Annotated in this window: 15 protein-coding genes; 5 read left to right on the top strand and 10 right to left on the bottom strand. The window is 65.0% G+C overall.

Translation table 11 applies throughout. The annotated features are described in order from the left end of the window. Positions 1 to 24: 24 nt before the first annotated feature. The 3 genes from guaB to KQI12_RS03085 form a co-directional block, all read right to left on the bottom strand. A complete protein-coding gene (gene guaB, locus KQI12_RS03095; RefSeq protein ID WP_216570505.1) occupies positions 25 to 1,500 on the bottom strand; it encodes an IMP dehydrogenase in 1,476 nt (491 codons plus the stop codon). Positions 1,501 to 1,566: 66 nt separating this feature from the next. Beyond that, the gene (locus KQI12_RS03090; protein WP_253290782.1) at positions 1,567 to 2,310 is read right to left on the bottom strand and encodes an acyl-[acyl-carrier-protein] thioesterase; all 744 of its coding nucleotides are present in this window, start codon (positions 2,308 to 2,310) and stop codon (positions 1,567 to 1,569) included. A gap of 37 nt (positions 2,311 to 2,347) precedes the next feature. Next, positions 2,348 to 2,956 carry a hypothetical protein gene (locus tag KQI12_RS03085; protein ID WP_216570502.1) on the bottom strand — a complete coding sequence of 203 codons (609 nt, stop codon included), beginning with the start codon at positions 2,954 to 2,956 and terminating at the stop codon, positions 2,348 to 2,350. 191 nt (positions 2,957 to 3,147) lie between these two features. On the opposite strand from KQI12_RS03085, the gene spoVAD reads away from it, so the two are divergent. Further along, on the top strand, positions 3,148 to 4,164 hold the full coding sequence (gene spoVAD / locus KQI12_RS03080) for a stage V sporulation protein AD (protein ID WP_216570500.1): 1,017 nt from the start codon (positions 3,148 to 3,150) through the stop codon (positions 4,162 to 4,164). Positions 4,165 to 4,182: 18 nt separating this feature from the next. Next, the gene (spoVAE, locus tag KQI12_RS03075) at positions 4,183 to 4,551 is read left to right on the top strand and encodes a stage V sporulation protein AE (protein WP_216570498.1); all 369 of its coding nucleotides are present in this window, start codon (positions 4,183 to 4,185) and stop codon (positions 4,549 to 4,551) included. Here the strand turns inward: spoVAE and KQI12_RS12760 are convergent. Then, positions 4,548 to 5,063 carry a TIGR04076 family protein gene (locus tag KQI12_RS12760; protein ID WP_371817941.1) on the bottom strand — a complete coding sequence of 172 codons (516 nt, stop codon included), beginning with the start codon at positions 5,061 to 5,063 and terminating at the stop codon, positions 4,548 to 4,550. The genes spoVAE and KQI12_RS12760 overlap by 4 nt on opposite strands. Before the next feature lie 140 nt (positions 5,064 to 5,203). Here KQI12_RS12760 and yfcE point away from each other — a divergent pair, with 140 nt between their 5' ends. From yfcE to KQI12_RS03055, 3 genes are all read left to right on the top strand, one after another. After that, positions 5,204 to 5,785: a phosphodiesterase gene (yfcE, locus tag KQI12_RS03065; RefSeq protein WP_216570496.1), complete on the top strand. Its 582-nt coding sequence runs from the start codon at positions 5,204 to 5,206 to the stop codon at positions 5,783 to 5,785. Next, positions 5,767 to 6,285: a Gx transporter family protein gene (locus tag KQI12_RS03060; protein WP_216570494.1), complete on the top strand. Its 519-nt coding sequence runs from the start codon at positions 5,767 to 5,769 to the stop codon at positions 6,283 to 6,285. The genes yfcE and KQI12_RS03060 overlap by 19 nt, the downstream gene beginning before the upstream one ends. A gap of 153 nt (positions 6,286 to 6,438) precedes the next feature. Next, on the top strand, positions 6,439 to 7,752 hold the full coding sequence (locus KQI12_RS03055) for a polysaccharide deacetylase family protein (RefSeq protein WP_216570492.1): 1,314 nt from the start codon (positions 6,439 to 6,441) through the stop codon (positions 7,750 to 7,752). Between the two features lie 75 nt (positions 7,753 to 7,827). On the opposite strand, the gene KQI12_RS03050 is transcribed toward KQI12_RS03055, so the two are convergent. The 6 genes from KQI12_RS03050 to KQI12_RS03025 all read right to left on the bottom strand — a co-directional run bounded on the left by KQI12_RS03050 (position 7,828) and on the right by KQI12_RS03025 (position 13,199). Then, positions 7,828 to 8,088 (bottom strand): heavy-metal-associated domain-containing protein, encoded by a 261-nt coding sequence (locus KQI12_RS03050; protein ID WP_216570490.1) that lies wholly within the window; start codon positions 8,086 to 8,088, stop codon positions 7,828 to 7,830. Positions 8,089 to 8,191: 103 nt separating this feature from the next. After that, positions 8,192 to 9,559 carry a citrate/2-methylcitrate synthase gene (locus KQI12_RS03045; RefSeq protein ID WP_216570488.1) on the bottom strand — a complete coding sequence of 456 codons (1,368 nt, stop codon included), beginning with the start codon at positions 9,557 to 9,559 and terminating at the stop codon, positions 8,192 to 8,194. Positions 9,560 to 9,695: 136 nt separating this feature from the next. Continuing rightward, positions 9,696 to 10,553 (bottom strand): patatin family protein, encoded by an 858-nt coding sequence (locus KQI12_RS03040; RefSeq protein WP_216570486.1) that lies wholly within the window; start codon positions 10,551 to 10,553, stop codon positions 9,696 to 9,698. Positions 10,554 to 10,651: 98 nt separating this feature from the next. Beyond that, positions 10,652 to 11,500 carry a metal ABC transporter permease gene (locus KQI12_RS03035; RefSeq protein WP_216570484.1) on the bottom strand — a complete coding sequence of 283 codons (849 nt, stop codon included), beginning with the start codon at positions 11,498 to 11,500 and terminating at the stop codon, positions 10,652 to 10,654. After that, positions 11,500 to 12,261 carry a metal ABC transporter ATP-binding protein gene (locus KQI12_RS03030; protein ID WP_216570482.1) on the bottom strand — a complete coding sequence of 254 codons (762 nt, stop codon included), beginning with the start codon at positions 12,259 to 12,261 and terminating at the stop codon, positions 11,500 to 11,502. Before KQI12_RS03030 ends, KQI12_RS03035 begins: the two co-directional genes overlap by 1 nt. After that, positions 12,258 to 13,199 carry a metal ABC transporter substrate-binding protein gene (locus tag KQI12_RS03025; protein WP_371817940.1) on the bottom strand — a complete coding sequence of 314 codons (942 nt, stop codon included), beginning with the start codon at positions 13,197 to 13,199 and terminating at the stop codon, positions 12,258 to 12,260. The genes KQI12_RS03030 and KQI12_RS03025 overlap by 4 nt, the downstream gene beginning before the upstream one ends. Between the last annotated feature and the right edge of the window lie 29 nt (positions 13,200 to 13,228).

Raw genomic sequence — 13,228 nt, 5'->3', positions numbered from 1 at the left:
GGGATCGGCCATCATGCTGACCGATCACTGAGGATTCACGGTGTAGTTGGGAGCTTCCTTGGTGATATAGATGTCATGGGGGTGAGACTCACGCAGACCGGCGGCGGTGATCTGGATGAACTGAGCCCTCTGCTGGAGCTCGCTCACGGTGCCGCAGCCGCAGTAGCCCATACCGGCGCGGAGGCCGCCCATGAGCTGGTAGATGGTCTCGCCGGTGAGTCCCTTGTAGGGGACGCGGCCCTCGACGCCCTCGGGGACCAGCTTCTTGTTGTTCTGCTGGAAGTAGCGGTCCTTGGAGCCGCAGGCCATGGCGCCCAGAGAGCCCATGCCGCGGTAGACCTTGAACTGACGGCCCTGATAGACCTCGGTGTCGCCGGGAGACTCCTCACAGCCGGCCAGCAGGGAACCCAGCATGACCACGTTGGCGCCGGCGGCGATCGCCTTGGCGATGTCGCCGGAGTACTTCACGCCGCCGTCGGCGATGACGGGCACGCCGTACTCCGCGGCCACACAGGCGGCGTCATACACGGCGGTGATCTGGGGCACGCCGATGCCGGCCACCACGCGGGTGGTGCAGATGGAGCCGGGGCCGATGCCGATCTTCACGCAGTCCGCGCCGGCCTCGATCAGGGCACGGGTGCCCTCGGCCGTGGCCACGTTGCCGGCGATCAGCTGCACATCGGGATAGAGGGCCTTGATGCGCTTGACGCACTCCAGGATGTTGTGGCTGTGGCCGTGGGCGGAGTCCAGGGCCAGCACGTCGGCGCCGGCGTCCACCAGAGCGGACACGCGGTCCAGCACGTCGGCGGTGACGCCGATGGCGGCGCCCACCAGCAGGCGGCCCTTCTCATCGCGGGCGGAGTTGGGATACACGTTGGCCTTCTCGATGTCCTTGATGGTGATGAGGCCCTTCAGGTTGCCCTTCTCATCCACCAGGGGCAGCTTCTCGATCTTGTGGCGGCGCAGGATGTCCTTGGCCTCCTCCAGCGTGATGCCCTCGTGGGCGGTGACCAGGTTCTCCTTGGTCATCACGTTGTCGATGAGCTGGCTCATGTCGGTCTCGAACTTCATGTCGCGGTTGGTGATGATGCCGATCAGCTTGCCGTTGTCGCAGATGGGCACGCCGGAGATGCGGTACTTGGCCATGAGCTCGTCCGCCTCGGCCAGAGTGTGGCCGGGGGCCAGCCAGAACGGATTGGTGATGACGCCGTTCTCGGAACGCTTGACCATGTCCACCTGCTCGGCCTGGGCGCCGATGGACATATTCTTATGGATGATGCCGATACCGCCCTCACGCGCGATGGCGATGGCCATGCGGTACTCGGTGACGGTATCCATTGCGGCGCTCATCAGGGGGATGTTCAGGGTGATCTTCTTGGTGAGCTTGGTGGTCAGATCGATGTCTGCGGGGAGCACGCTGCTCTCGGCAGGCACGAGGAGCACATCATCAAAGGTGAGCCCCTGCTTGGTGAACTTGTGGCTGGCGTCGGTATTGACCATAGTGCATCTCCTATCACACAATGAATTTCAACTATTCTACTCGATGGTATCGGTACTGTCAAGTATTTAATTCTCCTCCGGGAGCGCGGTCAGGCCCAGCGTACCGTCGAAGCGGCTCATCCCCTCCCGGTCGGAGCCGTGGACATACCACAGGCCCTCGGCCTCGCCGGTGTCGATCCGCAGGGTCTCGCCGGGGAAGCACTCCGCCAGGTAGCTCACCTGGAGGCTGGAGACGAACTTCCCCTCCCCCAGGCGCTCCAGATGGAGGGCGTCGCAGATCACGTCGGCGTAGTGGCTGTTGTTCACATGGCGGTTGATGTCCGCGTCGCTGTAATGGAGCGTGCGCTCCTCCGCCAGGGCCATGCCCTCGGGCAGGCGGAGCTTGCCCAGACGGCGGTCCTTGCACAGGTCTCCGCCGGTGGTGTCCTCGAATTCCTTCACTTCGGACAGACGCATGAGCTTATGGGTGTCCTGGTCGGCCAGGACCCAGGTGGACACGGCCTCGCCCACCCAGTCGTCCCCCACATAGAGGTCGAAGTCCCGGTAGACGGAGGCGGCCTTCCCGCCCCGGTGCCAGGTCTTGATGGTGACGGTCTCGTTCCAGTAGATGGGCCGCTCCAGGCGATACCAGATCCGGGCCAGCATCCAGAAGCAGTTGTACCGCTCCAGCATCTCCTCCCGGGAGAGCTTCAGAGCGACCGCCGCCTCGGTGGCCGCCTCTTGAAGTATCCCCAGCAGGGCGGACGGGCGGCACTGGCCGAAGGGGTCCGTGTCCCGGGTGTCGATGGTATACTGATAGGTGAAAAACATGGATGTTCCTCGCTTTCCTCTCGTTCCCGCCGGAGGCTCAGCCCTTCCGGCCATGGATGCGGAGGGTGGGCTTACAGCAGATATCCTCGATGTCGCTCTGGGTGGCGGCGGGGATGCGCAGGTCGCCGCCGCACTCGGCGCAGACCAGATCCACAGAGCTGTAATTTATCTCCAGCTTCCACTTCTTCGACCCGCAGGAGCAGGACACGCCTCCCCGCCGGGCGATGTCCCGGATCTCCGAGAGGACCTCGTGCATGACGATCTCGTCCAGGAAGGTCCCCCGCTCGGCGGCGTCCCTGTCCACCTTGTCCACGGCCTCCTCCAGTCGGCGGACGGCGGCGAACACCGTGTCCTCCTCGCCCACATAGCAGCAGTCCAGACCGGACCGATTGCAGGAGAACGCCAGCCCCCGCCGATGGAAGAAGTCGTTGCTCTGACAGGTGACGTGGTGGTCCTTGCCGCAGAAGGCGCAGGGCACGTCCATCTCGATCCGGTCCCCCATCATCTCCACCCGCAGGGCGGACTTGCCGCAGGGGCAGGGCAGCTCGTTGGGCGCGGCCGCCAGCTGGAAGATGCTCCGCTCCAGGATGACGCTCTGCTTGCAGGCAGGGCAGATATAGGCGATCGTACGTTTTTCTTCCGCCATAGTGTCCTCCTTCGTCCGAATGATGAGACGGTGTCCGCAGGACAATGCCGGACGCCGTCGAACGATAATGAAAATATTATACTCCCCGCCGCTAGATTTGACCAGTCCCCCCTGCGACAAGATCGTTCTGCATGATCGGTCCGCTTTTTGTTCAAACTAAGCCCGTATCTCACGGACAGGAGGCAGATGGCATGGACAGCAGGAAACGGGGACGGCAGACCGTGGCTCTGGCCCGGCCGCCGGCAGCGGCGGGCTTCGCCAGTGTGGTGGGGAAAAAGGAAGGCGAGGGCCCGCTGGCCGCTGCCTTCGATCAGATCGCCGGAGACGACCTCTTCGGCGAGGACAGCTGGGAGAAGGCGGAGAGCGCCATGCAGAGGACCGCCCTCTCCGCCGCGCTGGAGAAGGCCGGACAGGCCGCCTCCTCGCTGGACTGTCTGCTGGCCGGGGACCTGCTGGACCAGTGCATCGCCACGAGCTTCGCCGTCCGGGGACTGGATACGCCCTTCCTGGGGCTGTACGGGGCCTGCTCCACCATGGCGGAGGCTTTGGGGCTGGGGGCCATGCTGCTGGACGGGGGCTTCGGGCGGCTCACCGCCGCCGTCACCTCCTCCCACTTCTGCGGGGCGGAGCGGCAGTACCGGATGCCGCTGGAGTACGGGGGCCAGCGATCCCCCACCGCCCAGTGGACCGTCACCGGGGCAGGAGCGGTGGTCCTTGCCGCCGAGGGTGACGGCCCCAAGGTCACCCATGTGACCATCGGGAAGATCGTGGACAAGGGCATCAAAGACGCCGCCAACATGGGGGCCGCCATGGCCCCCGCCGCCCGCGCCACCATCGAGGCCCATCTGGCCGACACCGGCCGGAAGCCCTCCTACTATGACCTGATCGTCACCGGAGACCTGGGGACTCTGGGCCATGAGATCCTGCTGGACCTGCTCCGCCGGGACGGCATGGACCTGAAGAACGTGGCGGACTGCGGCAGGATGATCTACGACCCGGAGGCGCAGGACGTCCACTGCGGCGGCTCCGGGTGCGGGTGCTCCGCCGCGGTGCTGGCCGGTCCCCTCCTGCGGGGCATGGCCCAGGGGAAGTGGAAGGACATCCTCTTCTGCGGCACCGGAGCCCTCCTCTCCCCCACCTCCACCATGCAGGGGGAGAGCATCCCTGCCATCTGCCACGCGGTGGCCCTGTCCACCCGCGGCGCTTAGAAAGGAGCGTGTCCCATCATGGAGCTGTTTCTGGAGCTGGTCCGGGCCTTCCTGTGCGGCGGCCTGTTCTGCCTCATCGGCCAGATCCTCATCGACAAGACGGCCCTCACCCCCGCCAAGATCCTGGTCTCCTATGTGGTGGCCGGAGTGGTGCTGGGAGGACTGGGGCTCTACCGGCCGCTGGTGGACTTCGCCGGGGCCGGGGCCACGGTGCCCCTCACCGGGTTCGGCTGGCTGCTGGCCTCCGGTGTGGAGAAGGCCGTGGCGGAGCAGGGCCTTCTGGGGGTCCTGACCGGCGGCGTCACGGCGGCCGCCGGCGGGATCTCCGCCGCCGTCTTTTTCGCCTTCCTCACCGCCCTGCTCTGCCGGGCCAAGCCCAAGGGCTAGTCCGCGTCCTCGTCCAGCGCCTCGATGTAGAAGCTCACCGGCCGGAAGCCGTCGTTGCAGGAGATCATGGCGGAGCGGGGGTCCTTCATCCAGCCGTCGTAGAGCCCCCTCCCTCCGTGGGACAGGGCCAGCACGAAGGGGGACATGGACTCCCACGCACTGACGCAGAGCCCCTCCGGCCTCTGCCAGCCGTTGGCGAGGAACACCTGTCCTTCTTCCAGATCGCAGGCGTGCTGGATGGGGTTTTCATAGCGCCCGATCAGGTCATCATACCGGGCTCTCCGCATCACGGTGATCCGACATTTCTTCATGCTGGTCCTCCTCATCCCTGTTTCCAGAACGCGGCCGCTGGTCGTAGGAGGCGTTTTCACGTCTTCCCCCATATCGTCCCCGAACTGCACCAGTTTCGACAGGACCTCCCGCTCGAACTTCTCCCGCCAGGCCAGCTCCTCCGGCGTTTTCTTGCGATGCTTTTCGGCTCTCAGCAGCGCTAAAATTTCCTTGTTGGTCATAGCTGACGTCCTCCTTTCGATCGATGCGTCCATCATACGCTCGGGAGGCCGTCCCGTCAACCGGCCGCCGCCCGCTTCCCGAGCGGGCGCTTTTATGGTATACTGGGGGATAGATCCTACGATGCAAAGGAGTTTCCCCTATGAAATGGCTCATCGCTTCCGACCTCCACGGGTCGGCCTACTGGACCCGCCGTCTGCTGGACGCCTATCGGGCGGAGGGGGCCGGCCGGCTCCTCCTGCTGGGGGACCTGCTCTACCACGGCCCCCGCAACGACCTGCCCCGGGAGTACGCTCCCAAGGAGGTCATCGCCCTCCTGTCCCCGCTGGCGGACCGGATCTTCTGTGTCCGGGGCAACTGTGAGGCTGAGGTGGACCAGATGGTCCTCCCCTTCCCGGTGATGGCGGACTACGCCCTTCTGGAGCAGTCCGGACACCTGATCTTCGCCACCCACGGACACCAATACAACTTGGCCGCCCCTCCCAAGCTCCAGCCGGGGGACGTGCTCCTCCACGGGCATACCCATGTCCCCGCCTGCGTGGAGACCGGGACCTTCTCTTATTTGGATCCCGGCTCCGTGTCCATCCCGAAGGAGGACAGCCCGCACAGCTGCATGACGCTGGAGGACGGCCTCTTCCGGTGGCTGGATCTGGAGGACGGATCCGTGTTCCGCGTCTGGTCTCTGGACGGGAAGGAGGATGCCCCTTGTCCGTCTCGCGGCTGACCCGGTGCGCCGTCCTCACGGCGCTGGCGCTGGCCCTCTCGGTGGCGGAGGGCCTGGCCCCGCTCACGATCCTGATCCCCCTGCCCGGCCTGCGGCTGGGTCTGGCCAATCTGGTGACGGTCTACGCCCTGTGCAGCCTCTCCGGACGGGAGGCCCTGCTGATCCTGCTGGCCCGGTGCTTCCTCGGGAACCTGCTGGGGGGCAACCTGATGGCCCTGGCCTTCTCCCTCACCGGCGGTCTGCTGGCCCTCGGGACCATGGCCCTGCTCCTGCGGTGCCGGCGGCTCTCCCTCTACGGCGTCTCCATGGCCGGGGCCGCCGCCCACAACACCGGGCAGATCCTGGCCGCTATGGTCGTGCTGGGGAGCCGCGCCCCGCTGGTGTATCTGGCTCCCCTCCTGCTCTGCTCGCTGGTGACGGGAGCCGTCACCGGGGCGGCCTCCATCCTGCTGGTCCACCGGGTGCCCCTCCCCGCCTCCGCCCGGCAGAGCCGGTCCTGAACGGGAAACTTTTCCCCCGGTCTCTCCGTCTAAGGCTTTGGACCGGACGATGGACTCTGAAAAAAAATCTGTAACTTCTCTGTGATTTCTTTTCCGCCCATCTGTTGTATCATGGTCCTAAACTGATCGATACATAGGAGGATGTCATCACTCATGAAACTGATCGAACGCGGCACGGCCCTCTCTCTGGCCCTGCTGCTGGCCCTTTCCGCCGCCGGCTGTCAGAAGGGCGGCGCGGATCCCACCTCTCCCGCCTCTCCCGCCGGCTCCGCCGCGCCCACAGAGACTCCCGCTCCGGAGCCCACCGCCGATCCGGAGGAGGCCGTGCGCACCTATTGGTCACAGGACCAGCTCACCCAGGCCTGGGGCCCGGATCAGGTGGTGGAGCACCTGTTCTTCCATCCGGTCATCGCCTATCCGGAGTTCGCCTTCGGCTCCCCCACCATCTCGGAGGACCAGAAGAAGGGCCTGGACGACTACATGGTCACGGTGGATGAGTTCAACAAGATCCTGGACGAGCTCTACAAGCGGGACTACATCCTGGTGAACATGTGCGACATCTGGAGCGAGACCACCAATTCCGAGGGACAGCCCCGGATGGTCCGCAACACCCTCATGCTCCCCGAGGGCAAGAAGCCGCTGGTCCTGTCCTTCGACGACGTGAACTATTACGAGTACATGCTGGCGGAGGGCTTCACCTCCAAGCTGGTGCTGGGCGACGACGGCGACATCTGGGCCGAGTGTACCGACCCCAACACCGGCGAGACCTTCCTCACACAGGATCTGGACGCCACTACCATCCTGGACAAGTTCGTCCGGGAGCACCCGGACTTCTCCCTGAACGGGGCCAAGGGCTGCTTCTCTCTGACAGGCTATGAGGGCATCCTGGGCTACCGGACCCAGAACGACATCGACATCGCCGCCGACGACCCCAAGCGGGCCGCCTTCGACGCGAACCGCCAGAGCGAGATCGAAGCGGTCAAGCCGGTGATCGCCCGGCTGAAGGAGACCGGCTGGACCTTCGGCTCCCACACCTGGGGCCACATCCGCCTCTCCACCGCCTCCATGGAGCGGGTCCAGAGGGACACCCTCCGCTGGCAGGAGGAGGTAGGCAGTCTGGTGGGGCCCACCAACATCCTCTTCTACCCCCACGGCGCCCGCCCCGACGGGGACCACGACCAGGGCGAGGACTACGGCCCCGAGTTCCAGTGGCTCCAGAGCCAGGGCTTCCGGATCTTCGCCTCTGTGGGCATCAACTCTTACAGCCAGATCAAGAAGGGCATCTCCGCCGTCATCTGTGACCGGCTCCACCCCGACGGCACCACCCTCCGCTGGCGCGGGCAGGACTACACGCAGTTCTACGATGTCCGCAAGATCATGGATACGGTGGATCGGCCGGACTATGGCACCAACTGGGCCGAGAAGGCCTCCATCCTGGACCAGATCCAGGAGCCGGCGGCGAAATGACCGCCAGATCCAGATGTGAAAACGAGCGCCGGGACCTCAAAAACAGGTCCCGGCGCTCGTTCTGTATCCGCCGTTTTACTTGTGCAGGAAGGAGAACAGGCCCTTCTTCTCGTAGGGCTCGCTGTGGATGCCCTGCACGATGTAGCCGGTGGCATCGACCGCCGCCCGCAGGGCCGCCTCGTCCAGCGGCTGTTCCGTGAGGATCACGGTCTCTCCTTTGGCGCTGGAGGAGGTCACTTTCTTCACATTGGGGCAAGCCTTGCGGACCGCCTCGTTCACATGGCTCTCACACATCCCACACTGCATCCCGTCTACGGACAGGGTATATCTCGTCATAGCTGATCGGCTCCTTCATGATAGCATGATAGCGATGGTTAGTTCGCTCTAACTGCTATCCTATCACTCCGGTAGGCTGATGTCAAGCATAGACCAGCGTTCCTCACGCCCGGGACTGGAGGGGCACATAGGTCTGGTGTCCGCCCACATACCGGTAGGCGGGGCGTATGATCTTGCCCATGTTGATCAGCTCCTCCATCCGGTGGGCGCCCCAGCCCGCGATCCGGGCCATGGCGAACAGGGGCGTATACAGCTCCTGGGGCAGATCCAGCATATGGTACACGAAGCCGGAATAGAAATCCACGTTGGCCGACACGCCCTTGTACATCTTCCGGTCCCCGGCGATGACCTGGGGGCCCAGACGCTCCACCAGCGTGTAGAGCTCATACTCCGCCATCCGGTCCTTCTCCCGGGACAGCTTCTCCACCATGCCGTGGAGGATGTCCGCCCGGGGGTCGGAGAGGGAGTACACCGCGTGGCCCATGCCGTAGATCAGGCCGGACTTGTCGAAGGCCTGCCTGTCCAGCAGGGCCTGGAGATAGCTCCGCACCTCATCCTCGTCCTTCCAGTCCTTCACCGTGCGCTTCATGTCCTCGAACATCTGGACCACCTTGATGTTGGCGCCGCCGTGCCGGGGACCCTTCAGGGAGGCCAGGGCCGCCGCCATACAGGAGTAGGTATCGGTGCCTGAGGAGGTGACCACATGGGTGGTGAAGGTGGAGTTGTTGCCGCCGCCGTGCTCCGCGTGGAGGGTCAGGCAGATGTCCAGCACATGGGCCTCCCAGTAGGAGTAGGAGGAGTCCGGCCGCAGGAGGGCCAGGATGTTCTCCGCTGTGGAATGGGCCGGGTCCGGGGCGTGGATATAGAGGCTGCTGCCGCTCTTGTAGTTGTAGGCCTGATAGCCGTACACCGCCAGCAGGGGGAACACCGCCAGGAGCTGGAGGCACTGCCGCATGACGTTGGGCAGGCTGATGTCGTCCGCCGACTCATCATAGGAGGCCAGGTTCAGTACGCTCCGGGCCAGCGAGTTCATGATGTCCTTGCTGGGGGCCTTCAGGATGATGTCCCGGACGAAGTTGTTGGGCAGGGACCGGTAGTAGGCCAGCTGCTCCCGGAACTCCTGGAGCTCCGCCGCATTGGGGAGCTTGCCCAGCATGAGGAGATAGGCCGTCTCCTCGAAGCCGAAGCGGCGCTCCGCCAGGGCTCCGTCCACCAGGTCCCGCACGTTGATGCCCCGGTAGTAGAGCTCGCCGGGGCAGGGCACCAGCACGCCGTCCACCTGCTTCTTGGCCACGATGTCGGATATCTCCGTGAGCCCGGCGGTGACGCCCTTTCCGTTCAGGTCCCGGAGGCCGCGCTTCACGTCATAGCGCAGGTAATCGTCCGGATCGATGCAGCTGTTGTCCAGTGTTTTCGCCGCCAGCCGCTGGATCGCCTCAGTCACTACGTTGTAATGGGGATTGCTTGCCATTGGGATGACCTCCATTTCGCGTATCTTCGGCCATGAGTCGTCGGAGACGGACCTGGGGCCGATCCTTTCGGATGGCTCTACTGTATCACATAAATGTTGCCAAACTATGTATCGGCACCGGAATCTTCTTGGAAGCTCATGCTTTTTTGGTCAAAAACGACCGGATCTCATCCAGACGGGCCTTGCCCGCGTCGTAGCCGGACTGCCACATGGCCCGGATCTTGGCCACGTCCTTCTCCACCCGGGAGAAGCCCTCGGTGCTCTCCGGGGCGATCAGCAGGACCTTCCCCTCCTTCTCCAGCCGAAAGAGCTCCTCCCGGTCGGCGTTGTAGGTGTCCGCCCGGCGGCGCATGGTCTCGCAGAACTTGGGATACTTCCGGTACCACAGGTCGATCAGGGGCTGGAGCTGTTCCGGCTTGCGGCGGTAGGAGCGCTCCCGGGTCAGGACCACCACCGCCCGGTCACATCCTTTTTGGAAGGCCCGGCGGAAGGGGATCGCGTCGGCGGCGCCGCCGTCCAGACACTTGATGCCGTCCAGATCGTAGATGGGGAACAGCAGAGGCATGGCGCAGGTGGCCTGGAGCAGGAGGAACCGCTCGTCCCTCCGGGGCACGGGCAGGTACTCCGCCTTTCCGGTCTCCACGTTGGTGACGACCGCCTCCGCCTCTCCGGGCCAGGCGGCGAAGGTCTCATAGTCGAAGGGCACCAGCTCGTTGGGGATGGTCTCATAGGAGAACTCCAGACCGAAGTAGCAGTGGTTCCCCGGCTTGAGCAGGTTCCGCTTGCCCATATAGCGCTTGTCGTTGGCGTACTTGGTCAGGATCTCCAGGTTCCGGCCGAACTGTCTGGAGAGATAGCTGACGCCGTAGGCGATGCCCGCCGATACGCCGATCACATAGTCGAAGTCGATGTCCCCCTCCAGCATGGCGTCGGTGACGCCGCTGGAGAAGATCGTGCGGAGGGCGCCGCCCTCCAGGACCAGTCCTGTTTTCATAGTAGTCCTCCTTTTTGCATCCACGAGATCTCTCGTGTCTGACAACGGGACGGCAGAGGTCTCCCCTGCCGTCCCGGATGATGATGGATCGTATCGTGTCACATCCGCCGCTTGCGGAAGCAGAAGGTGATGGCGAAGTAGAGCGCCAGGACCAGCGTGATGCACGCGCCGGTGGAGGCCCCCGCCTCATAGGAGAGGATCAGGCCCGCCACCCCTGCGGCCAGGGCCCCTGCCACGGCGAAGAGGTGATACTGCCGCAGGTTCCGGGCCACGTTCCGGGCCGCCGCGCCGGGGAGCACCAGCAGGGAATTGATCACCAGCAGGCCCACCCAGGTCATGGACACCGTGACCACCACGGCGATGGCGGCGGCGAAGATCGTCTCCTGCCAGAACACCCGGATGCCCCGGCTGTCCGCCAGAGCCGGGTGGACGGAGGAGAGCATGAGCTGATCGAAGGAACATGCCCACAGCACGACCGTCGCCAGCAGGATCGCCGCCAGCAGGGCGATCTTGGCAGGCTCCACGCTGAGGATGTCGCCGATCAGCAGGGAATTGTACTTGGTGAAGCTCCCGCCGCCCAAAGTGGCGATGAAGATGCCCAGAGCCACCGCCGTGGATGAGAATACGCCGATCACCGTATCGCTGGCCATGTTCGTATGCCGCCGCACATAGGTGAACAGGAAGGCCAGCAGGACCGCGAAGAGCACGGCGCACCACATGGGCTCCGCCAGCCCGCACAGGGACCCGATGGCGATGCCCGTGAAGGCCGAATGCCCCAGCGCATCGGAGAAGAAGGACATCCGGCTCTCCACCACCATGGTGGACAGCAGGCCGAACAGGGGCGAGATCACCAGGATCGCCAGCAGGGCGTTCTTCATGAAGAACATACTGTCCGGCCGGGCCCACTCGAAGGGCAGCAGCTCCACGATCGAATACCAAAGCTCCATCACGCCTCCTCCTTTCCCAGGTCCAGATGGAAGATCTCCCGGAACTCCGGAGAGGACAGGACCTCCCGTGGAGTGCCCACCTTCAGGACGCTGCTCTTGAGCAGGATCACCTTGTCGGTGTACCGCTCCAGCGTGGCGAAGTCGTGGGTGGACAGGAGGATGGACAGGTCGTAGCTCCGCCGGATCTCGTCCAGCATATCCAGGAGCTGGCGCTCGCCGTCGATGTCCACGCCGGAGAGGGGCTCGTCCAGGATCAGGATCTGGGGCAGAGGCTCCAGCGCCAGCGCCATGAGCACCCGCTGGAGCTCGCCGCCGGACAGGGTGCCCATCCGCTCGTCGATCAGGTCCGCCCCGTGGACCCGCTCCAGACAGGCGCGGACCCGCTCCCGGAGCTTCTTCGGGATGGGCAGGAACACCGGCCACCGGGAGATGGCCGCGGCGAAGAAGTCCAGCACGCTGACCGGGTCTCCCCGGTCGAAGCTGGGGCTCTGGGGCACATAGCCGATCAGGGGCCGGGCGTGTCCGCCCCCCGCCCGCTGGAAGTCGATGGTGCCCGTGTGGCCGATCTGGCCCAGGATGGCCCGGAACAGGGAGCTCTTGCCCGCTCCGTTGGGGCCGATCAGGGCCACGATCTCTCCGCAGTGGAGATGGAAGCTCACGTCATGGAGGATCGGCGCGCCGCCGATGTCCACCCCCATGCCCTCCAGCTTCAGGCAGCAGGCGCCGGCACAGCCGGCGCCCTGGTGTTTTTGTACGCTCATGAAAGTGCCTCCAGGACTGTGTCGATATTCTGCTCCATGGCGGTGAGGTAGGGCTCCAGTCCGCTCCCCTCCCCGCTCATGATCATGTTCAGGGGGTACCAGCTTATGCCGGTCTCCTGGGCCAGTGCCCGGGCCGTGGCGTCGGAGCCGTTCACCTCGGTGAACACCGCCGGGAGACCGTGCTCCCGGACCAGAGCGGTGAGCTCCCGGAACTCCTTGGCGGAGGTCTCGCTCCCCTCCTCCTCCTCGATGGCCCGGAGGATGTGCAGGTCGAAGGCCTCAGCGAAGTACCCGAAGCCGTCGTGGAAGGTGATCAGCTCCCGCTCCGTGAGGCCGGAGAGCTTCTCCCGGCCCGCCTCGGCGAAGGCGGTCAGCCGCTCCCCTGCCGCCGCCGCGTTGGCCTGATAGGCCTCCGCGTGGTCTGGGTCCCACTCCGCCAGAGCGTCGGCGATGTTGTCCGCCATGAGGGCGGCCCGGTCCGGATCCATCCAGATGTGGGGGTCGTATCCTCCATGGTCGTGGCCCTCGTGGTCGTGGTCATGCTCCTCCGCCTCGTGGTCATGGCCTTCTTCGTCCTCGTCCATATGGCGGAGCTCCACGTCCTGAGAGCAGTCCACCACCGGGGTGCGGGCGGCCTCCATAGCGTCGGCCATGAAATCCTCCAATCCCACGCCGTTCTCCAGGATCAGGCTGGCCCGGTCCAGGACCTTCATGTCCGCCACGGTCAGCGTGTAGTCGTGGAGACAGCTCATGGACTGGTGGACCACCGGCACCACCTCCACGCCGTCCACCCCCTCCGCCACGGCGGAGGCCAGACAGTACACCGGCCAGGTGGTGGCCGCCACTGTGGGGGTCTGCTCCTCATCCGCTCCCGCGGCCCCACAGCCGGACAGGAGCACTGCGCCGGCCAGCAGGCCGGCAAGCGCTGTTTTTTTCACTCGAACACCTCAAACGATACGCATATGCA

Origin of the sequence: Pseudoflavonifractor sp. MSJ-37 (assembly GCF_018917965.1) — a bacterium.
Classification (GTDB): Bacteria; Bacillota; Clostridia; order Oscillospirales; family Oscillospiraceae; genus Pseudoflavonifractor_A.
The sequence above is the reverse complement of the archived record's forward strand: the minus strand, read 5'-3'. Positions and strand labels throughout refer to the sequence as shown.